We start from the raw sequence: 23146 nt of genomic DNA, 5'->3' as shown, positions 1-23146 counted from the left end.
CTCTGCCGAACTGCGTCTTCAGTTCGAAGTGACGGAAGATAATAAATTACGCTTCTTTTTTTCATATTATTTATGGGGTATATTAAAAATTGTGTGGCGAAATTGGGGGTATCTCGTGTGAGGCATCAATCCCTCATAATGCGGCCTGCTCCGAGATTGCAACAGGTCCAGGTGCATCGTGCGCAGGATCGAGAAGGACGGAAGAGTAATTGATTTCGTCATACCTCGCGTGCTTACTGAGCGGCTCTTCTAGTTCCCAGGCACGGTGATCATCAGGCCCGCGGTGAAGAGAAGATGGGGCCAGCGCAAGGATGATCCGGTAGTGCTGAAGAGGCTCGACAACAGGATTGAGACCTGCGTCTGCCTAAAGTCCGGATCGTGGAAGATTGTGCTGCGTACTGGGGTATGCGAACAGCTCTCTCTGATGATGGCCCTGTTGACCCACAGTCCCTATGCCGCCGAGGAGGCGAGCCTTATTACCTCCAATGCTGCCATGGAGCGCCAGCAAAATCCCTTCTCACCGTAGAGTGCATCGGGAAGAATGGTAATCCCCCCGCAGGTTAGCCGCAGCCAGAAGTGGAATTTTCTCGTAACCTAACCCGAGGAGATCCCATGAAGAAATCACGATTCACCGACAGCCAGATCATCGCCGTACTCAAGCAGGCCGAGGCCAGCACGCCTGTCCCTGACCTTTGCCGACAGCATGGCATCAGCTCAGCGACGTTCTACAAGTGGCGCAGCAAGTTCGGCGGCATGGATGCGTCCATGGTGTCCCAGCTAAAAGAACTGCAGGACGAGAACCGGCGGCTGAAGAAGATGTACGCCGATGCCCAGCTCAGTGCCGAGCTGTTGAAGGAAGCGCTCTCAAAAAAATGGTGAGGCCATCTCAGCGTCGCGAGATGGCCAGACGGGCGGTCCAGGCAGGCATCACCAGCATCGTTCATGCGTGCAGGACGTTCGAGGTGAGTCAGACCTGCTACCGCTATCAGGCCAAGGCCTGCCAAGAAAATGCGATCATCGCCGACTGGTTGCTCAGGCTGACCAGCGCCTACCGCGATTGGGGCTTTGGGCTGTGCTTCCTGCACCTACGCAACGTGAAGGGCTTCGCTTGGAACCACAAGCGCGTGTATCGGATCTATCGCGATTTGGAGCTGAATCTGCGCATCAAGCCGCGCAAGCGCATCGTCCGGAAAGTGCCGGAGCCTTTGGCGGTGCCTGAGGCGGTCAACCAGACGTGGTCGATGGATTTCATGCACGACCAGTTGGCTGATGGACGCAGCTTCCGGATGCTCAACGTACTGGATGACTTCAACCGTCAGGGACTGGCGATGGAGGTCGACATCTCCTTGCCTGCGGCGCGCGTCATCCGCAGCTTGGAAGAGGTCATTCAATGGCGCGGAAAGCCCCACGCCATACGCTGCGACAACGGGCCCAAGTACATCAGCGGAGCGCTGCAAGCATGGGCCGAGCGGCAAGACATTGCGCTGCTCTACATTCAGCCAGGCAATCCTCAGCAGAACGCCTACATCGAGCGCTACAACCAGACCGTGCGTTACGCTTGGCTTGCTAGCAATCTGTTCAATGACATCGAACAGGTCCAGGACATCGCCACTCGTTGGCTATGGACTTACAACCACGAGCGCCCAAACATGGTGCTCGGCGGCATCACGCCAATGCAGAAGCTTGCACTGGCAGCGTAGTTCCATTTTTGGCGACCGCTAAAAGCGGGGGGATTACCCACGCACCGCGGTGTCAGCCGGAAGCGCCGGGGAAACTCGCCGCGCTGCTCCATTTCGTAGATGGTGGTGCCCGCCAGTGGCGCGATTTGATGCAGCTCACGTCGGCGGATCGTGCGGCGAAAGGGGAGTGGAGAACCTTTCGGGAACTGCGGAAGCTCGACGTATTGCTCAGTGCCGGGGTAGGGCAGCGAAGCGTTGGGTTGTGCTGGTTCCGTGAGCGGTTTCGAGTCGGCAGCCATCGTCCAGAGTCCATGATGTATGCAATAAGCGTTATGGTGGCTACCGGTGGCGATCGTGACAACTTGCTGCAGCAAGGCTGGGCGTATGGAACAGGTATTTCGGCGTTCCGCCGTTGCGCCGCTTGCCTCATGTCGCTCTGAGGGAAAAATTGCAGCAAACAGCTAAGCGAGCGATTGCACATCACTCGCCGACATTGCGGGAGCAATGAACTATAGAAGCGTCTAGCCAGCTTGGAGTGACAAAATCATCGTTCCCTGACCACTGTCGGCGGGGTAAAGAAAGATGCCGCACGGCCACAATAGGCGCTCAACATGGATATTCAGCCCATAAAGGTCTTCTCGCGTCCAGGATTCCCGCTTCCAGAACTGTAGCAGATCATACGCAAACGCATTGACCCACCCGGTAAGCTGTCGTGCGGCTATCGCAGCACCAGCAGACGTTTCTGGAGTTGGCAAGGGTGCTTTCCCCATGCCGTCCAGATGTCCAATCAGCCGGGCCGAGGCAATCAGGATATCGGTTATGGCAGCGTGGGCGGTGTTAAACAGTTTAGGGTGATCGCCGTCTATCGCATGTTCTTCTTTTGCCTTGGCGATACGAGCATAAGTCAAGTCAAAGGTTTGGGTAAGGTAACTTGAGAACTCCTGCTCAAACAAATTTTCCACTCCAAATCCCGCGCTGTCGTAAGCATAGCGATAAGCACGCAACACCTTACGCATAGCGCAATGCAATACTGCATCATGCTGGTTTTCCGTTACAGGCTCCATCAGGAAACCCGGTAGCGTACTTTCAAATTGGTTCACCGTATGTGCGAGAGACAATCCCGCGACAAGCAAATGCAACGTGACTCCTGCATCTTGCATTTCCTCGCCAACCAAGGACATGGCGTATTCTTTGTTCAGCACGATACGTACCTTGAGCTTCCCGTCCTGCAAAACCAAGAGAGCGGCAGCTCCCTGTGCAATATAATCCGGTATACCTTCCGGATTCGTATTTGCGCCGAAGCCGCGCTCTGTATCGGTAAGCGTCTTTCCAAAATCGGACGTAAATGTGATGCCGTCCAGACGTGTCAAGTTTAGCCGCTGGCGCAACTTTTCAACAAGGGATTGAACAGCTCCGCTTATATGGGAAACATCTTCCTCGGTGGACCAGCCAATGAAAGCAAGCTGATAACCCGAAAACGGCGTTGGAGCCAATGGGGGTATAGTTTTGCCTTGTGGGTTTTTGTGCGGCAAGAGGCTGCTTAAAGCCTCTTGGACAACGGAGTCCATCTTGCCTTTCCAGCGTTTCCCGATTTTCTCGCTTAAATCTACATGAGTAGATGATGCTGCGATAAAAATCTCATCGCTACACTCTGACGCTTCATGATTAAAACTAGATAGATCAGGAGCAGTGCTGCCTGCGCGCACCCCTACAAGCAACTTTCGTGATGTCAGGGGCATGACGACGGCAGAAGCCGTCGATGTCATGATATAGGGGAGGAATCGGCCTTCTTTCTCATCGAGGCCAAGCGCGATGCAGTCCGGCATGATTGCGCCATCTTCTGGCGCCGGACATATATTCCATGTAAATTCTTCCAAGTCCTGCTTGCGTGGCTCTGCAATCAATCCATTATTCAGCAATTTTCTATGGCTATCGCCTACAATCTCGTCGATGCGTGAAAACAGGCCAGAAAAAGCCTGTTGAAATTGGTCGGGTATGGGGTTTGTATCCCCTAGCATGTTCTCCTTTGCAAGCATGAAAATCATTCTATCCAACGACGCTTTTGGAATTTTTGTTTGGCTAAGAAAAAGACGAATGGTTTGAGTTAATTTTTCTTCCTTATCAAAAGCGGATGCAATATGCTCATTCCAGGTTATATTTGGCGCAGCCTCCCCTAAACCAAGTAGGGACACAATCGCCTCTTTGTCGGCGAATATCTCCGATACGCCTACCATGAGATTCATGGCGCCACTGCCGAACATGCGGCGCACACTATTTCCGCGGGGAGTCAAGTGCGCAATAACCTCCGCTGCCATGCTGGCATCTGCAGCTGCGCCCATCTCAATGGCGCGTAGCGTACCTAACAAGTGACCTAGCCTGTCTTCGTAGCTGGTGATTAGGTCGTCAAGAGTTTTTCTTCCATCACTCGACGGTTTGGAGTAGAAGTCGCGTTGTGCGGCTATGCGGTCGATATTGGAGACATAATGTTTATCAACGCGGTAAACGTACGTCTGCTTGGATTTGGCGCATATAAGGAAGCCGCGTTGAAATGACTGCGGAATGTGGTGCTGTATTCTACCGGACATGGCACTTCCTTTTGCGTTTCCTACATGAGGTCTTGCTGCCTTTGCAGCCACATGAAACCATATTCAGCAAAAAGCTAAGTCCTCAATGCTACATGCCATTTCTGGCGGATTTGATGTCGAGAAGATTTATCTGATCAATTTTTTCTTTGTGAATAACAATGGTCAACTTGGCAGGGTGCTTGAATCGCATTTCACTGATGCGAAACGTCCACAGCATGATCTTCAACAGATCTTCGTCGCTGATATTCTTGTGTCCCTTGATTCGCGTAATACCAGATCCGAAGATCGTAGTGGATACGCTTTGTTGTGCGTAAACTCTGTTTACTTTGTCCCAGAAATTAATCAAAAACTCTAGATACTGGGGCATTGTCAGGTTTGCCCTGTTGCTGCCGTCAAACTTGGCAAAGGCTGTAACGAGGTAATCTTTATAAACGCAGATTGTGCCGACCTTGTACTTAACCCTCTTGCCAGCCGTTCTATCTACCTCTCTGCCCAATACATCGTCATCTTCAAATTGATACTCATCAATATGCCGGTCAAGGTCGGCGACACTTGTTCCGAGATACTTCTCTAGAAAGATTCCATTGAGTGATCGCTTGGCGATGATTCTGTCATCTACCACGGTATCGAAGTATTCGTTAAAGGCGATGGCCTTTAGTCCTGATTGCTGGAATATGTCACCGGTCTTGATGTTGACAGTGCTACCCTCGATGCTCAGGCTTACATCTTGGAGGTTGTTTGATCTTGCCCATAAGATGAGATACATCAAAATCAACAGCACCAAAATCGCGGCACCAGCCATAACCCGATACTCGTCCGGAATATCAACGAATATCAGGGTTCCAGAAAGTGCTGCAAAAAAACCGGACGATATTTCCAGAAATTTCTTAAATATTCGCCTATCAAAAAGACTTACCTTTGCCACTACAATTTCTCCCCGAAGGCGCAATATATTTCGGTTTAAGGAGTGGCCGGGTAACGATAAACAGCCGCCTCTTTTTTCGTCGCTAGCATAAATCCAGAATCATTGAGCGCCGTTTTGATTAGATCCTTCTTGATGGGCACATGAAGCGTGGGCACACTGCCCATTGAATCCTTGAAAACAGGAATTTGCGCCCACAAATTCTTCACCGTCTGCTTGAGCGAACCATTAATCAACAAATCTTCCTTGGTGGCATATTCTGGATAGATGACGATTATGGGCAATCCCTGGTCATTGATGCCGTAATCAATCTCTTCCCTGATCGCTCTAGAGTTGACCGTGGTCGAACTTAGAAAAAGGACAATATTTTTTGACGATCGCAGGCGTGTCCGCAATCTAGGCTTCAGGGTTGTCTCCCAGTCACTGCCATCACGAACGTTGTATGTCGTCGCGTGAGAATCAATGAACGGAAAGCTCGAATCTGCACCTTTCCAGGATCGGAGCAGGTTGTAGTAGCAAAAGTCCTTGGTTGCATGTGCACCTAGCGCGCTGGGGTTGAATGGCTCGGCCACATAAAAGGCGCTGTAGTTTCCGTTTCGTACAGACATTGTTGTTTTCTCCGTTGTTGTTTGCCCGTGTCGACTGTCGCCAGCGTGCTCATTTAATTTCCAAATTTATCAGAAATAGATAACACTTGGAGACGACTGCCGGGCGTCTCTGCTTCGCAGACCGTGCTGCTCCAGGTTCGCTATTCGCCCATTCCTGACGGGACTGGCTATCGCCAGCCTTCCACATCCCTGACGCCTTCGGCCCGACTTCTTGCTTCGGGCCTGCGCGCTTCGCTTGCGTGCGGACTGGTGGGCTAGGCGCGCCTAGTGCTGGCAAGCGCCTCCCGTTTCGAAGCCGTCGCGACCAGTACGAGGGCGAGCGGGGAGCCGGAGCTGACGATCGCGATCGATCCGTTGGGTTCCGAACGCGCCGCTGGTCGACAGCGTGCGTGCGCTCAGCGAAAAATTTCCCGATCCACCGGTGCATTTTTCTACCCAAGGGAGGGGGATCAGTGCAGCGGGTTCGCAGTGGTTCTGCCGCCATTCGCCTATGTCTGCTGCTGCCAAGTGTTCCGGAAGAGCTCGGTCGTGTCGCCCGGCCACCCGGTCGCTACGTTGGGGCGCCCGGCAAAGCGCCCGAAAGAGCGCAGGTCGAAAACGTGGCCTGCCTCCGACAGCCGAAGTCTGGCCGCAGGCCGAAGAGCAAGAAACAAACGGCCCGCAATGCGGGCCGTTTGTCGTGGTACCAGGTAGGGTGTCCGAGCATGGCTCGGACCTACAGACCTGCCTCAGATATGCAACGCATGCCCCAACGCACGCAGCGCCGCTTCCTGCACCGCCTCACCCAGCGTCGGGTGCGGATGGATCGTACCGGCGATGTCTTCCAGCGTGGCGCCCATCTCAATCGACTGCACGAAGGCGATGGAAAGCTCCGACACCTGCACACCCACGGCCTGCCAGCCGAGGATGCGGTGGTCGCTGCTGCGTGCAACAACGCGCACGAAGCCATCGGTGGATTCGAGCGACATCGCACGGCCATTGGCGGCGAACGGGAACAGCGCGACCTTGGTCTCGATGCCCTGTGCCTTGGCTTCGTCCGGCGACAGCCCGACCACCACGATTTCCGGGTCGGTGAAGCACACCGCCGGAATCGCGGCCGGCACGAAGTGGCGCTTCTTGCCGCTGACGATCTCGGCGACCAGTTCGCCCTGCGCCATCGCCCGGTGCGCGAGCATCGGCTCACCGGCGACATCGCCGATCGCCCACACGTTACGCATCGAGGTCTTGCACTGGTCGTCGATCTTGATCGCCTTGCCGGTCAGATCCAGCTGCAGCGATTCCAGGTTGAAGCCGTCGGTCTTCGGGCGACGGCCGACCGCGACCAGGATCTGGTCGGCGTCCAGCGCGATTTCGTTACCGTCCTTGTCACGCACGCGCAGCTGGCCGGTGTCGGCCAGGCCGAGCACGCTGTGGCCGGTCAGCAGCTTCACGCCGGATTTCTCCAGGTGCGTGGCCACCGGCTTGGTCAGCTCGGCGTCGTAGGCCGGCAGGATGCGTTCCTGGGCCTCGACCACCGTCACCTCGCAGCCGAGCTTGCGGTACACCGTCCCCAATTCTAGGCCGATGTAACCGCCACCGACGACGATCAGCTGCTTCGGCAGCATGGTCGGCGAGAGGGCTTCGGTGGAGGAGATGACCTTGCCACCGAACGGCAGGAACGGCAGTTCCACCGGCACCGAGCCGGTGGCCAGCAGCAGGTGCTCGCAGGTGATGCGCAGCGTGCCGCCATCTTCGGCGGCACCGGCGATCTCGACGGTCTTGCCGTCGACGATCGTGGCCCAGCCCTTGATCAGCTGCGCGCCGTTTTTCTTCAGCAGTGCGCTAACGCCACCGGTCAGCTTCTTGACGATGCCGGCCTTCCACGCGACGGTCTTGGCCAGATCCAGCGACGGTGCCTGCACGCTGATGCCCAGCGGCGAGGTGCCTGCCGCATAGGCGGTGACCTTGGCGAATTCCTCGGCGGCATGGATCAGCGCCTTGGACGGGATGCAGCCGATGTTGAGGCAGGTGCCACCCGGATTGACGCCCTCGACCACGATGGTCTTGACGCCGAGCTGGCCGGCGCGGATGCCGGCGATGTAGCCGCCGGGACCGCCGCCGATGATCAGCAGCTGGGTTTGAAGGGTATTGGACATCGCTTACTCCACGAACAGCAGGGCCGGGGTTTCCAGGCGCGTACGGATCGCCTGCACGAACTCGGCCGCATCCATGCCATCGACGATGCGATGGTCGAACGAAGACGACAGATTCATCAGCTTGCGGGCCACCACCTGGCCCTCGCGGAACATCGGGCGTTCGATGATGCGGTTCACACCGACGATCGCCACTTCCGGATGGTTGATGATCGGTGTCGACACCACACCGCCGACCGCACCGAGGCTGCTGATGGTGATGGTGGAGCCGGACAGCTCCTCACGGGTGGCCTTGCCCACGCGCACGGCGTTGGCCAGGCGCGCGATCTCGGTGGCGGTCTGCCACAGGTCCAGCGACTCGGCATGCGCGACCACCGGTACCGACAGGCCGACCTCGCTCTGGGTCGCGATGCCCAGCTGCACGCCTTCATAGCGGGTCACGATGTTGGCCTGGTCATCGAAACGGGCGTTCATCTGCGGGAAGTCGCGTGCGGCCAGCACCACCGCGCGTGCCAGCAGCGGCAGCAGGGTCAGCTTACCGCGCTCCTTGGCCCAGCGCTCGTTGAGCTTGGCGCGCAGGGCTTCCACTTCGGTGACGTCGATTTCTTCCACATAGGTGATGTGCGGAATGGTCGTCCAGGACTGCTGCATCTTCTGCGCGATCTTGCGACGCAGGCCGATGATCGGCACCTGCTGCTCGCCGGTACGGCGTGCGTAGCTGCTGCCACCGGCACTGCCGCCGACCGGCTGCGCCTTGCCACCGGCGGCGGCGTAGGCATCCAGATCGGCCTGCAGGATGCGACCGCCCGGGCCGGTAGCCGGCACGTAGCGCAGCTCGACACCCAGGTCCCAAGCGCGGCGGCGCACGGCCGGCGAGGCCAGGGGAGCTTCACCGGCGTTGAGCACGCCGTTGGTCACCGCGCCACGCGCGTCCTGCTTGGCGGCGCAGGCGGGTGCGGATGCAGAGGCAGCCTTGGCGGGCGCCGCGGCTGGTGCAGCCTCGGCGGCGGCCGCAGGTACAGCAGCAGGCGCAGCCACCTTGGGCGCAGCAACCGGTTCGGCCGGCGTGGCAGCGGCCGGTGCACTGGCGGCGCTGGCGTTGCCCGCGCCTTCCACTTCCAGGCGGATCAGCTCGCTGCCGACGGCCATCATCTGGCCGGGCTTGCCGCCCAGCGAGACCACGGTGCCAGCCACGGGCGAGGGGATCTCGACCATGGCCTTGTCGGTCATGACCTCGGCCACGACCTGGTCTTCGGCGACCGGGCCACCGACCTCGACCTTCCAGGTGATCAGTTCGACTTCGGCGATACCTTCACCGATGTCCGGCATCTTGATGACGTGATGTCCCATGGTTCAGTCCTCCAGCACGCGCTGCATTGCATCGATGACCCGGGACGGACCCGGGAAGTAGTCCCATTCCTGCGCGTGCGGATACGGGGTGTCCCAGCCGGTAACGCGTTCCACCGGTGCCTGCAGGTGGTAGAAGCAGTGCTCCTGCACCAGCGCGACCAGTTCGGCGCCGAAGCCGCAGGTGCGGGTGGCTTCGTGCAGCACGATGCAGCGGCCGGTCTTCTTGACCGAATTCACGATGGCCTCCAGGTCCAGCGGCCACAGGCTGCGCAGGTCGATCACTTCGGCATCGATCCCGGCATCTTCGGCGGCGGCCTTGGCCACCCACACGGTGGTGCCGTAGGTGATGATCGTCAGTGCCTTGCCTTCGCGGGCGATGGCGGCCTTGTCCAGTGGCACGTTGTAGTAGCCCTCCGGTACCAGGTTGTCCGGGTACTTGGACCACGCGGTGACCGGGCGGTCGTGGTGACCGTCGAACGGGCCGTTGTACAGGCGCTTGGGCTCCAGGAAGATCACCGGATCGTCGTTCTCGATCGAGGCGATCAGCAGGCCCTTGGCGTCGTACGGGTTGGACGGCATGACCGTGCGCAGGCCGGTGGCGTGGGCGAAGATCGCTTCCGGGCTCTGGCTGTGGGTCTGGCCGCCGTAGATGCCACCACCGCACGGGGTGCGGAACACCAGCGAGGAGGTGAAGCTGCCGCCGGAGCGATAGCGCATGCGCGCCGCTTCGGACACGATCTGGTCGTAGGCCGGGTAGATGTAATCGGCGAACTGGATCTCGGCGACCGGGCGCAGGCCGTAAGCAGCCATGCCGATCGCCGCGCCGGCGATGCCGTTCTCGGAAATCGGCGCATCGAACACGCGCTGCTTGCCGTACTTGGTCTGCAGGCCATCGGTGCAGCGGAATACGCCGCCGAAGTAGCCCACGTCCTGGCCGAAGACCACCACGTTGTCGTCGCGTTCCAGCATCACGTCCATCGCCGAGCGCAGCGCCTGGATCATGGTCATCGGCGTGCCGCCGGTGTTGTTCTGTTCAATCCCGCTCATGTGTTCAGACTCCCAACTGCTGACGCTGGCGACGGAGGTGTTCGGGCATGTCCTTGTAGACGTCTTCGAACATGAGGGCCGCGCCGGGACGGTTGTCGCTGCCGAGCAACCCATGGGTCTCGGCTTCCTTGAGGGCACGCAGGACCTCGGCATCCAGTTCGGCGCGGACTTCGTCGTGCTGCTGCTCGCTCCACAGGCCGCGCTTGATCAGGTGCTGCTTCAGGCGGTCGATCGGATCGCCGAGCGGGAAGTGCTGGGCATCATCGGCCGGGCGGTACTTGGAGGGATCATCCGAGGTCGAATGCGGGCCGGCGCGGTAGGTCACCCACTCGATCAGGGTCGGGCCCAGGTTGCTGCGGGCGCGTTCGGCGGCCCAGCGCGAGGCAGCGTACACGGCCAGCAGATCGTTGCCGTCCACACGCAGCGACGGAATCCCGTAGCCCACGCCGCGCGCGGCGAAGGTGGTGTTCTCACCGCCGGCGATGGCCTGGAAGGTGGAGATCGCCCACTGGTTGTTGACCACGTTGAGCACGACCGGTGCGCGGTACACGTGCGCGAAGGTCAGCGCGGCGTGGAAGTCGCCTTCGGCGGTCGCGCCATCGCCGACCCATGCGGTGGCGATGCGGGTATCGCCCTTGATCGCCGAGGCCATCGCCCAGCCCACGGCCTGGATGTACTGGGTGGTCAGGTTGCCGGAGATCGAGAAGAAGCCGTAATCCTTGTACGAATACATGATCGGCAGCTGGCGGCCCTTCAGCGGGTCGGCCGCGTTGGACAGCACCTGGCAGATCATGTCGACCAGCGACACTTCCTTGGTGATCAGGATGCCCTGCTGGCGGTACGTCGGGAACTGCATGTCGTCATCGCGCAGCGCCAGGGTCTGGCCGACCGCGATCGCTTCTTCACCCAGGCACTGGATGTAGAACGAGGTCTTCTTCTGGCGCTGGGCGATCAGCAGGCGCGCGTCATACGCGCGCGTCTTCAGCATGGCGTGCATCGCACGCAGCAGCACCGCGTCGTCGATGTCGGCAGCCCAGGGGCCCACGGCGTCGCCGTTGTCGTCCAGCACGCGGATCAGCTGGCCGGTCAGCGGTGCGGTCTGGCTGGCGCTCACATCCACGGGCGGTTTGTCGACCGCGCCGGCGGGGCTCAGCTTCAGATAGGAAAAGTCGGTGGCCTGGCCGGGACGGGCGCTGGGCTCGGGCACGTGCAAACGCAACGGTTCACGCGTGGCGGGGATCTGGGGTGATGACATGTCAGGGGCCTCGCTGGGCTTGGGTCATGGAGCTACAGGCATACCGCAGGCGGGGGGCAACGGTAATGGCGATGTTGGCGCGCCGACATCCGGTCAGGATCTCGTCGCGAAGCGGGTAAGGGCCAGCGCTTGCAAGGCGGCTGGGGCCATGGCGCATTGCACCCGGTGTGAAGTCTAGAGGCACAGCGGCTTATCGTAAATTTGTTTAATTGCGTATGAGGTATTGTTTATTCAGATATCTTCATTCCGTGGGAGCCCGTGCATGCAAATCCCCGCCAACATGACCCTGCGCCAGCTGCGGTACTTTGCCGAAGCGGCCGAGTTGGGGCAGTTTTCGCAGGCTGCGCGCAAGCTGCACGTCTCCCAGTCGGTCATCACCACCGCGGTCGCCCAGCTGGAAGCCTCGCTGGGCCTGAAGCTGTTCGACCGCATGCCGCACGGGGTCGGGCTGACCGCGGAGGGGCACCGCTTCCACCAGCATGTGCGGCACATCCTGGATACGCTGCAGGACGCGCTCAGCGAGCCGATGTTCCTGGCCAACACGCTACCGGGCCGGGTGAGGATCGGCGCCTCCTACACGGTGCTGGGCTACTTCCTGCCGAGCCTGCTGGCGCGCTTCAAACGCTCCTACCCGCAGGTGGAGGTGGATCTGGTCGACATGGACCGCGCGGCGATCGAACAGGGCGTCAGCAGCGGTGAGCTCGATTTCGGGCTGTGCATCATCTCCAACATGGCCGAGCCCTATGTGCTGCGGCGCCAGGTGCTGATCCGCTCGCGCCGCCAGCTGTGGCTGGCCGAGTCGCATCCGTTGCTGCAACTGCCGGTGATCAGCCCGGCCGACGTGGAGCCGTATCCGTACATCATGCTGATGGTCGACGAGGGCCAGGAGTCTGCGATGCGCTACTGGCGCTCGGTCGGGCGCGAACCCAACGTCGTGTTCCGCACTTCGTCGCTGGAAGCGCTGCGCGGCATGGTCGCCTACGGGTTCGGGGTCAGCATCCTCTCGGACATGGTCTATCGGCCGTGGTCGCTGGAGGGGCGCCGGATCGACGTACGCACCCTCACCGATGCGGTACCGCCGATGGAGGTCGGCCTGGTCTGGCGCCCGGACGAAGACCTGTCCGCGCCGGCACGCGCACTGCATCAGTTCCTGGTCTTCGCCTGTGGCGGCTGAGTGGCGATGACCTCGAACGCCTGCTCGCGGCGTGACCAGATCTGCCACGCCGAATAGGCCAGCAACGGCACCACGTAGGTGGCCAGGATGGCGTAGGCCAGCAGCCGGTAGCCCTTGGCGATAAGCGCCACCAGGCCGATGCCATCGGCCATGAACACGGCCATCAGCAGGATCGCCACGATGATCGCCACGCGGACCCCGCGCTTCGGTGCGGTACCGGTGCGTTCCTTCCAGTTGACGCTGATGCGGCCATCCACCGAGGCCATCAGCGTGACGCCGGTTTCCACCAGGGCCACCATGATCATCAGGCGGAACAACAGCTGGAACCAGGGCAGGCCGAGCTGGCCGAGCATGAGGTCCGACGGCAGGGGTGCGTCGGCGATGTCCGGCAGGAACGCGATCATGCAGACGTAGAACACGATCGCCGGCAGGATCGCCAACGGGCCGGCCAGGGCGCCGGCGATCACCGCATCGCGCCGGCACAGCAGGTGGCGCACCACCAGCAGGATCGAGACCGCCGCGAACATGTTGTAACCGGCGTAGGTCACGCCGTTGAGCACCCAGTCCTTGCCCAGTTCATAGGTGTTGGAGAGCTGCGCCATCGCGCCGCCGCCGAAGCGATAGAGGATCAGGCACGCGGCAATGGCGTAGACCAGATACATGAAGGCCGACATCAGCTTGAACATGCGTTCGACGGCATTGGTGCCGGCCTGCACTACGCCGGTGATGATCGCCACCAGCAGCAGGGTGCCCACGATGCGCGGCCAGCCGAACATGGTCGCGGCCAGTTCGCCGGCGGCGGCGCCGAACACGGCCAGCACCACCACGATCAGCGCCAGGTAGGCCACCTCGAAGGTCCACCAGCCACGGCCGAGCAGATGCCGGAAGAAGGTGCGGTAGTCGTTGGCACGGATCGCCCGTGCCAACAGGAACGTCAGGATGCAGATCACGCTCCAGATCAGCATCGACAACACCATCGCCGCCAGGCCGCCCCAGGGGCCCGAGGGCAGGAAAAACTCCGCCAGCTCACGGCCGGTGGCGTATCCGCCGCCGATCACGGCCGACTTGAACGCCAGACCGGGCAATAGATACCGCTGGAAGCGGCTGGCGGCGGCGGTCACTTGCGGGCGGCCGTGGGCTGCAGCAGGTAGAAGTCGCGCACGGTGCGGGCGATCTCGGCGATCACACGCTCACGTTCGCTGCGCGGGGCATTGCTGGCTTTGACGAACACGGAGATCGCGAACTGGCTGCCATCGGGCAGGGTGACCACGCCCACATCGTTGACGGTGCCGGCCACGGTGCCGCTCTTGTCGGCCACCTTGGTGCCCGGCGGCAGACTGCCACGCAGGCGTGCACTGCAGGTGCGGCAACGTTCCATGATCTGCACCAGCACCTCGGTGCTGGCCGGGCTCAGCGCCTTGCCGGTGAACAGCCTGGTCAGCAGGGTCGACATCGCACGCGGCGTGGAGGTGTCGCGCGGATCCTTGTCGAAGGCTTCGCTGCCGGATTTCGTGCGCTTGACCACCTCGGGGTCGAGGGTCAGTTCGGCCACGCGTTCCTTGGTCAGCGGCTCATCGCCGAGGCCGAAGATATCGCTGAGCAGCTGCCGGGTGTTGCGATCCAGGCGCTGGCCTTCAATGCCCTGTGCGCGCAGCCAGGCGGTGACCGCGGCCGGTCCGCCGGCCTGCGCTACCAGCACGTCGGTGGCGGTGTTGTCGCTCTGGGTCAGCATCACTTCCAGCAGGTTGTGCACCGACAGGCTCACACCATCATGGATGAAGCGGTCCGCGATCACTTCCGAATCGACATAGAACGCCTTCGGCACCGGCACCATCGTGGTCAGTGCCAGTTCGCCGGCATCGACCTTGGTCAGGATCACGGCCGCCACGGCGACCTTGAACGTGCTGGCCATCGGGAATGCTTCGTCGGGATTGAGATGGACCTGCGCGCCCTTGCCATCCAGGCGCCACGCCGAGACCCCCACCTTGCCGTCGACCAGGGTGGCCAGGCGCGCGACTTCGGTTTCAACCGGGCTGGTGGTGGCGCTGAACGCAGCGAGCGGGCTCAGGCCCAGCAACGCGGCAACGCACAGGCTCAAGGTACGGGATGTCATCTTCATGCGATGCAGGCCTCCAGCAAACGGTTGAATTCCCCATCTTGCCGCATCGGGTCGGCCACCGGCAGACCAAGACGCGCGCTGACTTCGGCACAGGCGGCGGCTGCCGCGGCGTCGGTCATGCCATGGGTATTGAGACTGACGCCGACGCAGCGGATATCAGGATTGGTACGGCGCCCCAGCTGCACGGTCAATGCGATGACCTCTTCGATGGAGGGCAGCGGATAGTCCGGATACCCCAGCACGTGCTTGCGCCCCGGCTGGTGGCAGACCACGAACACATCCGGCTGGCTGCCATGCAGCAGACCGAGGCTGACACCGGCGTAGGCAGGATGGAACAGCGAGCCCTGGCCTTCGATGACATCCCAGTGATCGTCGGCCGCATTCGGGCTGAGCAGTTCGGCGGCACCGGCCGAGAAATCGGCGACCACCGCGTCCATCGGAATGCCGCTGCCGGCGATCAGGATGCCGGTCTGGCCGCTGGCGCGGAAGTCGGCATCCACGCCGAGCCCACGCAGGCCGCGTGCCAGCGCCAGCGCGGTGTACTTCTTGCCCAGCGCGCAATCCGTGCCGACGGTCAGCACGCGCTTGCCGGTGCGCTTGCGGCCGTTGCCGACCGGAATGCCGCGTGGCGGCACGCGCACGTTGATCAGCTCGCGCCCGTGGCGTTCGGCCGCCGCAGCCAGTTCCGGAATGTCACCCAGCTTCTGGTGCATGCCACCGACCAGGTCCAGGCCGTTTTCCAGTGCGTCCACCAGCGCCGGCAGCCACTGCGGGGGAATGACCCCACCGCCGTTGGCCACGCCGATCACCATCGCCCGGGCACCGGCGGCGCGCGCCTGCGCCGGCGTCATGCTCGGCAGGCCGGTGGTGATCGGGCAGCCCGGCAGGCTCCACTCGGCCACGCACACTTCCGGCGCCCAGTCGTGCAGGCCGATCGCGGTCTTGGCGAAGCCCGCTTCGGTGGTATCGCCCAGGAACAGCAGGTACGGCTGGGGGAGGGCGGCGAGGGCCTGTACGGCAGCGGTGGGCGTTGCGCTCATGAGGGATCCAGTAGTCGGGGGAGAGAAGAGAGGGGAGGCATTCACGACGAGGGGCTCGCAGTTGTTAGACCTGGTTGGATCTGTATAAGTCCTAATCAGAGAATATGCAACCCAATCAGGATACTCCTTTAGTCTCTTCCGACGGTGGGCCCGGCGACGGCTTGCGCGCCACCGGGCACGGCGCTACGGCACTCAGTAGCGGTAGTCGATCGACATGCCGATCGTGCGCGGCTGCAGCGGCACGCCGGTCACCGCGACGTAGCGGTTGAGCGCGTCCCGTACCGAGCCGGTTGAGACGTAGGCACGCTCGTCGGTGGCATTGCGGGCGTACAGGCGGACCGTCCACGTCATGTTGGTCAGCTCGGCATGCAGGTCCAGCGCGTTGTAGCTGTCGATGTCGTACGCGCCGGCGACGCGCTCGCCGGTGACCCGGTAGCCAGCACCGACCCGGCCCTGCCACTGGTCGCTCACATTGAAGTCGTAGTCGATCGTGCTCGACCAGCTCAGGCGCGGCGTCATCGGCATCCGGCTGCCGGATACCAGGCCGCTGGAGGGCGGTACATCACCGATCTTCGAATCGATGTAGGCCGCATTGAGGCCGATCGTCAGGCGCTCGGCCGGGCGGACCATGAAGCTCAGTTCCGCACCCTGGCTGCGCGCGCTGCCGGCATTGCCCATCCAGCTCAGGCCGTTCTCGGAGACGCGCACCTGGATGTCGTCCCAGTCGATCCGGAACAACGCCAGGTCGATCATCGCGCGGCGGTCCCAGAAGTGCGATTTGAAGCCGAGCTCGAGGTTGTCCAGCGTGTCGGCCTTGGTCATCGGCACCACGCCGGAGGTCGAGACGTTCGGTCCACCCGGACGATAGCCGGTGGCGTAACGCGCGTAGATCATCGCGCTGTCGTTGAGGTGCCAGCGCGAGGCCAGCTTCCACGTGGTCACGCTGTCATCGGCGGAGTCGGCCAGATCGATCGGCCGCGGGCCGTACAGCAGCCCGATGCTGTGCTGTTCGAAATCCTGCTGGTTGCGCGCGTGCCGCACACCGGCGGAGACATCGAAGCGTGGGCTGAACTTGTACGTGACGTCGGCGAAGATCGCCTGCTCGTCATAGGTGCCGGGCAGGCTGGCGGTGCCGGGGTTGAACGGCAGCGGGATGCCGTTGGCATCGTAGGCACTGACCTGCTGGCGGTTGGTGTTCTTCTCGCCGGTGAAGAAGGTGCCGAGCAACCATTCGAAGCGCTCGCTCTCCTTGGAGCTGATGCGGAATTCCTGGGTCCACTTGCGCGTGCCGAGGAAGACATCGAACTGCGCCTGGCCGGCCGGGTACGGTGTCAGCAGCGGCCAGGCGACGCCATAGACCAGCGTGGAATCCTGCACTTCGTCCATGCGGGTTTCGGAGAAGCTGGTGGCGGAGACGAAATCGACGTTGCCCAGATCCCAGTCCAGGATCGCCGAGTAGTAGTCGGTTTCCATCCGGTACGGCGTCGCGCGCTGCAGGATGCCTTCGAGCGGGCCGCGGATCGGCTCCAGCGTGGGATAGGTCAAGCCCACCGCACTGGAGTTGTCGGCGTCCACGATCTGCGACAACGCCTGCACGCGCAGGTTGGCGGTGTCGCTGATGCGCCAGGTCAGGGCCAGGCGGGAGGCCAGCTGGTAGTAGCCGTTGCTGTCTTTGGCATCCTCGCCGGTGAGGTCAGGCTGGTCGACGTAGCCGGGCGTGCTCTGGCGCGACAGGCTGGCGCGCATGGCCAGCTTGCCTTCAATGAGCGGTACGTTGAAGGCCGTGCGCACGCCGATGCCGGTATCACCGGCCTCCTTGGTCGCGTTCACATCCGTGCCGGCGCGGAACTCGAACGCATCCGGATCGGCCGCCTTGGTGATGTACTTGAACAGCCCGCCCATCGAACTGGCGCCGTACAGCGTGCCCTGCGGGCCGCGCAGCACTTCCACGCTCTGGATGTCATACGGCAGCAGGTCCAGTGCGTAGGTGGTCGCGCGCTGTTTGTTGCTGCTCGGGCCGATCGGCGTGTCATCGATGTAGGTGCCGATGATCGAGCCGCCCCCGAGAGGCGCGACACCGCGCAGTGCCATCGTGGTCTGGCCCGGTGCGCCGCCGCTGTCCACCTGGAAGCCCGGCACGTAGGCGGCGAAGTCGTTCAGGCGGGTGGCGCCGAACGCCTCGAGACGTTCTTCGCTGATCACGCTGACGCCGGCGGCCACCTCCATCACGTTCTCGGCGCGCTTCTGTGCGGTCGCCACCACGCGATCGAGCTCCACCACATCGGGTGTGCTGCGGCTGCCATCGGCGTCGGCATCCTGGGCCATCGCCGCGGTGGCAAGGCCCATGCAGCACAGGGTGACGGTGGAGGCGAGGATCGAACGTTTCATCGGCTTGCGCATGTGGCGGGCTCTCCGGAATCAGGAACGGGGTCAGGCAGGAAAAACGACGGCCATGCACGGCGGTAACAGCCGTGGAGGGGTGTGGAGGCGCGCGCTGTCGACGCCGCGCCGGGTTGGCACGTCGGTCAGGGGAGGAGGCGTGGGGGAAGGAAACGGCAGACGACGGGCGTTGGCAGGTGCAAGGCCGTGTTGCTGGCCAGCGGCGCGATCGGCGCGGAGGCTGGCGGTGGGGTTGTACGGAAACTGATCGGGCATTTCGACATCCCTACAAATCCTATGTAAGGAATATTTAGCTTGATCAGGTTTATGTCAAGCTCAATCAGAAAACATCATCCCATTACGGACTATTGCGCCGCAGCAATTCAGCGGATGCGGAATCGCGTTTCCCGGCGTTCTGATCTGTCCCGGGGGCGTACGCCGGGAAACGGGTCGCTATCGACCACTATCGTCGCCACGGCCGATCGCCCTGCTCAACGCTGCGGCCTCAACCCGATGTCACGGCACCGTCGGCCGCGGCGGCATTCTGTGGTGCAGGTGCAGCATTGCCGGCGATCAATGGCCGGGTACGTCGCTCCAGGCGCAGCAGCAGCACCGCAACCAGCATGCAGGTGCCGGCCATCAGCGAGAAGAAGACGGCACTGGAGAGCGTTGACCACAGCGTGCCGACCGCGCCGGCCAGCAGGTTGCCGCCGAACGAGGCCAGGAACCAGAACGCGATGATCGTGGCGCCAAAGCCGACCGGCGCCAGCCGTGCGAACAGGCCCAGCCCCACCGGCAGGATGAAGAGCTCGCCGAAGGTGAAGATCGCAAAGAACAGGACGGCCCACAGCCAGCCGACCTTGGCCGACGGTTCACCGCCCAGCATAGCCACCAGGGCAAAGGACAGGCCGACCACCGCAGCACCGATCGCCATCTTGGTCAGTGCGGCCGGCTCGCGGCCGTTGCGGGCCTGGCGGGTCCAGTGCTGCACCAGCATCGGCGTGATCAGGAACACCAGCAGGGGATTGAGCGAGAAGAACCAGGTCATGGGCAGGGTGAAATCGGCGGTGAGCACGCGGTCCACGCCGGTATCGAGCCAGATCGCGATGGTGTTGCCGATCTGCTCGTAGGCCAGGCGGAACACCACGATCAAGCCGGCAATCATCGCCATCACCTGCAGCAGCGGGCGGTAGGCTGGCTGCCACAGGGCGGAGAAGGGCAGTGTGGCGCGCTCGCTGCGCGGCGGATCCGGCGGCAGATGGCGGCGGCCGGTGATGTAGATCACCAGGCCGAGCAGCATGCCGATGCCGGCCGCGGAGAAGCCAACGTGCCAGCCATACACCTCACCCAGCGTGCCGCAGATCAGCGGGGCGAGAAACGCACCGAGGTTGATGCCCACGTAGTACACATTGAACGCCGAGCCACGGCGCGGATCATCGCGCTGGTACAGATCGCCGACCTGGCCGGGCAGGGTCGGCAGGAACAGCCCGTTGCCAAGCACGATCGCCAGCAGGGCCGGATACAGCAGCGCATCGAAGGCCATCAGGAAATGGCCGAACGCCATGATCGCCCCGCCCAGGATCACCGCCCGCCGCTTGCCCAGCCAGCGGTCGGCGAGCATGCCGCCGAACACCGGGCTGAGGTAGGCCAGCGCGGTGTACAGGCCGTAGACCATCGAGGCCTGTTCCTGCGAGAACAGCAGCTGCTTGGTCATGTAATAGACCAGCAGCGCCCGCATGCCGTAGTAGGAGAATTTCTCCCACATCTCGGTGAGGAACAGGATGGTCAGGCCAGGCGGTTGCCCGAACCAGGCCTTGCGCGGGGCATCGAGGGTCATGGGGCGGGGCGTCCGGGGGTCAGATCTGCAGGCCGGTGCTGATCAGGCGCTGGGTAATGGCGACGAACGCCACCACCAGGCCTGCCAGTGCGACGACCCAGGCACCGTAGCGGCGCACGCGCGGCCAGCTGGCCGGCGCGCGCACGGCCACCCAGACCAGTGCGAGGGCGGCGATAACGCTGAGCCAGGACAACGCCTGCACCAGGATCAACGGCCCGTTGGTGTACGACGAGATCGCGCCCGGGCCAGCGATCGATTTCACGTACAGCGCCCAGGCGACGACGGTGCCCAGCTGCGTGGTGATCGACAGCGTCTGCAGCCAGCGCAGGCCGCGGCGTTCTGCCGGCGCGCTGACACGGTAGTAGCGGCGCACGAACACGCCCCCGATGCGCAGCACGGCCGACAGCGTCAACAACCCCAGCGCGACGAACAGCGCCGGGCGCAGCCATGCCGGCGAACGCCAGCCCGGGATCGGTTCAAAGCCGAACACCGAGGCGAACGGACCCCCGGAGAAATACACCGGCCGGCCGTCCTTGACCTTCACTTCCAACAGGCCGCGGCCGTTTTCCTGCTGCCACAACCACGGCGACACCTCGCGCCAGCGCAGCAGCTGGCCGTTGAGGCCCTTCTGGCCATCCACGGTGATGGTGCCGTCCTCCTGCGGGTGCACGCGGATCGGTGCGAACAGCGTCAGCATGCGCAGATACGAACTGTCCGAACGGCGCGTGCTCTGCCAGCTCGTTCCGGCCAGCGCAGCGGCGTGCTCGCGCGCCATCGCAGCATCGACGCCCGGGCCAGCGCGTTCGATCGGCAGGGTCGGCAGGAAATTCTCGACGAAGCGCTCCCACACCTGGGCGCGCAGGGCAGAACCGGCCGCGTCACGCCCCACGCTGTTGGTGGACACGAAGACGCCGATGTTGCGTTCCGGAATCATCCACAGCCACGAGTAGAAGAACAGCATCGTGCCGCCGTGCGAGCGGGTGTCGTAGCCACCGGTGTCCGAGGCCATCCAGCCCAGGGCCATGCGCGGCAGATGCGGCAGGATCGCCGGCTGCGGGGTCAGCATCTGCGCGTTGGTTTCCGCGCGCATGATGCGCTGGCCGTCCAGTTCGCCATGGTTGAGCGTGGCCATCATGAAACGCGCCATCGCCGAGCCGGAGGCATACAGCCCGCCCACGCCCGGCGCGGTGTTCTTCTCGGCCGGGTAGCTTTTGCCCGAGCCCAGCAGATAGCCCTTGGCAGCGTGCGGCAGCAGCTCTGCCGGCAGCTTCTGTTCGAAGCTGGCGTACTGCATGTCCAGCGGCTGCAGGATGTGCTGCCTGGCGTAATCCTCGAAGCGCTGGCCGCTGACCCGCTCGACGATGTACGAGGCGATGCCGGTGGCGTAGTTGGAATACGCCGGCGTGGTGCCCGGCGCAGAGATCTGGTTGGGCACCCATTCCTTGAGGTAGTTGTCGCGGTTGGCCGGATGGTCCGGGCCGAGCACGATCAGGTAGCGCATGCGCTCTTCCAGACCGCTGGTGTGGGTCATGATCTGGCGCAGCGTGATCGGCTCACCCTTGGCCGGGACCTTGATGTCCAGGTAGGTGTTGATGTCGGTGTCCAGGTCCAGCTTGCCCTGTTCCACCAGCTGCATCACCGCGGTCCAGACGAACAGCTTGGAGATCGAGCCCGGGCGGAACAGGGTGGTCCTGGGATCCACCGGCGTGCGCTTTTCAACATCGGAGAAACCAAAGCCGCGCTCGGTGACGACCTTGCCGTTCTCGACCACGGTCACCACGGCGCCGGCGAGATCGCCCTGCGCCATCAGATAGGGCACCAGGCCATCCAGGAAGGTATCCACGCGGGCCGCATCCAGCGTGCCGGTGGCGGCCGGTGCGGGCGTGATGGTGTCCGGCGTCTCGGCAGCCACAGGTGCGGCGGGCGCCGCGACGGGCGTGGGTGCCTGCGCATGCAGCGGCGAGAACGCGGCGGTGGAGGCCAGCAGCAGGCCGCAGATCAGCGGGCGCCAGAGACTCATGCCTGCACTCCCTTGCCCCACACCGCATCGTCGCAATGCACCAGGCCCTCGTCGTAACGCAGGCCCGGCACGCGATCGTCGCGCAGGAACAGCGGGCCATCCAGATCCACCACGTCGCAATGCTGGCCCACGATGAAGGCCGGGCCCATCGCCCAGCTGCTGCCGATCATGTTGCCGACCATCACCTGCATGCCCAGCGAGCGTGCCTTGCCGACCATCGCCAGGCTTTCGGTGAGGCCGCCGGCCTTGTCGAGCTTGATGTTGATGACGTCGAACAGGCCTGCCAGCGCGTCCATCTCGGAAACGTCCTGCACACTCTCGTCGGCGGCGAACGGCAGCGGCCGCGCAAAGCCCCTGAGCTCGGCTTCGCGACCGCGCGGCAGCGGCTGCTCCAGCAGCTTGATGTCGTTGTCCAGCAGCACCGGAATCAGTGCATCGAGCACATCCACGCTGTAGCCCTGGTTGGCGTCCACGCCCATCCACACATCCGGGCGCACCTTGCGCACCGCGCGCACGCGCTCGATGTCGATATCCAGGTCACCGCTGAGCTTGAGCTTGAGTGCCTTGGCCGGCGCATAGCGTCCGGTGGCGATCGACTGCATCGTCGCCGGGTCATCGGCGCCGAGCGTCCAGGTGGTCAGCAAGGGGCGCGTCTGCGAGAGCCCGGCCAGCGCCCAGGCATGCTTGCCGGTGCGGCTTGCTTCCAGATCCCATAGCGCGCAGTCCAGCGCGTTGCGCGCACCGCCGCGGGGCAGCAGCTGCTGCAGTTCGGCACGGGTGATGCCGGCTTCGATCCGCGCACGCAGCAGTTCCAGCGTGGCCAGCATCTGCTCGGGCGTGTCATTGAAGTAGTACACGCCGCTGGCTTCGCCACGGCCGCGATGGCCGTCCTCTTCCAGTTCCACGCGCAGTACCGGCGCGTTTTCGAACACGTAACCGCTGATCCGGAACGGGGCCAGCAACGCAAGCGAGTCGATCTGCAGGGTCAGTTTCACAGGA

The 23146-nt window shown here is 62.7% G+C and carries 17 protein-coding genes; 2 read left to right on the top strand and 15 right to left on the bottom strand.

Translation table 11 applies throughout. From position 1 onward, the window contains the following. The first annotated feature begins 612 nt into the window (after positions 1 to 612). Positions 613 to 1700, top strand: a protein-coding gene (locus tag AC06E9_RS08865; RefSeq protein WP_478055917.1) for an IS3 family transposase whose coding sequence is annotated in 2 segments (ribosomal slippage) — positions 613 to 865 and positions 865 to 1700 — 1089 coding nt in all. Because the reading frame shifts where the segments join, the coding sequence is not laid out codon by codon here. Here the strand turns inward: AC06E9_RS08865 and AC06E9_RS08860 are convergent. The 8 genes from AC06E9_RS08860 to AC06E9_RS08825 all read right to left on the bottom strand — a co-directional run bounded on the left by AC06E9_RS08860 (position 1628) and on the right by AC06E9_RS08825 (position 11578). Further along, entirely contained in the window at positions 1628 to 1978 is a 351-nt protein-coding gene (locus AC06E9_RS08860) for a helix-turn-helix transcriptional regulator (RefSeq protein ID WP_478055916.1), read from the bottom strand. The genes AC06E9_RS08865 and AC06E9_RS08860 overlap by 73 nt on opposite strands. A 222-nt stretch (positions 1979 to 2200) precedes the next feature. After that, entirely contained in the window at positions 2201 to 4264 is a 2064-nt protein-coding gene (locus AC06E9_RS08855) for a hypothetical protein (RefSeq protein WP_478055915.1), read from the bottom strand. Between the two features lie 88 nt (positions 4265 to 4352). Further along, positions 4353 to 5189, bottom strand: a complete 837-nt coding sequence (locus AC06E9_RS08850) for a macro domain-containing protein (RefSeq protein WP_478055914.1) — start codon at positions 5187 to 5189, stop codon at positions 4353 to 4355. Positions 5190 to 5224: 35 nt separating this feature from the next. After that, positions 5225 to 5794: a TIR domain-containing protein gene (locus tag AC06E9_RS08845; RefSeq protein WP_478055913.1), complete on the bottom strand. Its 570-nt coding sequence runs from the start codon at positions 5792 to 5794 to the stop codon at positions 5225 to 5227. Between the two features lie 728 nt (positions 5795 to 6522). Further along, the gene (lpdA, locus tag AC06E9_RS08840) at positions 6523 to 7929 is read right to left on the bottom strand and encodes a dihydrolipoyl dehydrogenase (RefSeq protein WP_478055912.1); all 1407 of its coding nucleotides are present in this window, start codon (positions 7927 to 7929) and stop codon (positions 6523 to 6525) included. A 3-nt stretch (positions 7930 to 7932) separates the two neighbouring features. Further along, complete coding sequence (locus AC06E9_RS08835; protein WP_478055911.1) at positions 7933 to 9276, bottom strand: dihydrolipoamide acetyltransferase family protein; 1344 nt, start codon at positions 9274 to 9276, stop codon at positions 7933 to 7935. A 3-nt stretch (positions 9277 to 9279) separates the two neighbouring features. Continuing rightward, positions 9280 to 10323, bottom strand: a complete 1044-nt coding sequence (locus AC06E9_RS08830) for an alpha-ketoacid dehydrogenase subunit beta (RefSeq protein WP_123729076.1) — start codon at positions 10321 to 10323, stop codon at positions 9280 to 9282. Between the two features lie 4 nt (positions 10324 to 10327). Further along, on the bottom strand, positions 10328 to 11578 hold the full coding sequence (locus tag AC06E9_RS08825; RefSeq protein ID WP_478055910.1) for a thiamine pyrophosphate-dependent enzyme: 1251 nt from the start codon (positions 11576 to 11578) through the stop codon (positions 10328 to 10330). 262 nt (positions 11579 to 11840) lie between these two features. Between AC06E9_RS08825 and AC06E9_RS08820 the strand changes: the two genes are divergently transcribed. After that, positions 11841 to 12752: a LysR substrate-binding domain-containing protein gene (locus AC06E9_RS08820; RefSeq protein ID WP_121036607.1), complete on the top strand. Its 912-nt coding sequence runs from the start codon at positions 11841 to 11843 to the stop codon at positions 12750 to 12752. On the opposite strand, the gene AC06E9_RS08815 is transcribed toward AC06E9_RS08820, so the two are convergent. From AC06E9_RS08815 to AC06E9_RS08785, 7 genes are all read right to left on the bottom strand, one after another. Further along, complete coding sequence (locus tag AC06E9_RS08815) at positions 12722 to 13873, bottom strand: YkvI family membrane protein (RefSeq protein WP_478055909.1); 1152 nt, start codon at positions 13871 to 13873, stop codon at positions 12722 to 12724. The two genes, AC06E9_RS08820 and AC06E9_RS08815, sit on opposite strands and share 31 nt — an antisense overlap. Beyond that, positions 13870 to 14871: a class A beta-lactamase gene (bla, locus tag AC06E9_RS08810; protein ID WP_478055908.1), complete on the bottom strand. Its 1002-nt coding sequence runs from the start codon at positions 14869 to 14871 to the stop codon at positions 13870 to 13872. Before bla ends, AC06E9_RS08815 begins: the two co-directional genes overlap by 4 nt. After that, the gene (locus AC06E9_RS08805) at positions 14868 to 15911 is read right to left on the bottom strand and encodes an N-acetyltransferase DgcN family protein (RefSeq protein ID WP_478055907.1); all 1044 of its coding nucleotides are present in this window, start codon (positions 15909 to 15911) and stop codon (positions 14868 to 14870) included. Before AC06E9_RS08805 ends, bla begins: the two co-directional genes overlap by 4 nt. Before the next feature lie 192 nt (positions 15912 to 16103). Continuing rightward, complete coding sequence (locus AC06E9_RS08800) at positions 16104 to 18311, bottom strand: TonB-dependent receptor (protein WP_478055906.1); 2208 nt, start codon at positions 18309 to 18311, stop codon at positions 16104 to 16106. Positions 18312 to 18795: 484 nt separating this feature from the next. Next, positions 18796 to 20127: a peptide MFS transporter gene (locus AC06E9_RS08795; RefSeq protein ID WP_478055905.1), complete on the bottom strand. Its 1332-nt coding sequence runs from the start codon at positions 20125 to 20127 to the stop codon at positions 18796 to 18798. A gap of 19 nt (positions 20128 to 20146) precedes the next feature. Beyond that, a complete protein-coding gene (locus AC06E9_RS08790; protein WP_478055903.1) occupies positions 20147 to 22147 on the bottom strand; it encodes a serine hydrolase domain-containing protein in 2001 nt (666 codons plus the stop codon). Next, positions 22144 to 23142 (bottom strand): dipeptide epimerase, encoded by a 999-nt coding sequence (locus AC06E9_RS08785; RefSeq protein ID WP_478055902.1) that lies wholly within the window; start codon positions 23140 to 23142, stop codon positions 22144 to 22146. The genes AC06E9_RS08790 and AC06E9_RS08785 overlap by 4 nt, the downstream gene beginning before the upstream one ends. Positions 23143 to 23146: the final 4 nt, after the last annotated feature.

This window comes from Stenotrophomonas sp. Steno-Z10-BAI, from assembly GCF_056393115.1.
This window is presented reverse-complemented; position numbering and strand designations above follow the sequence as displayed.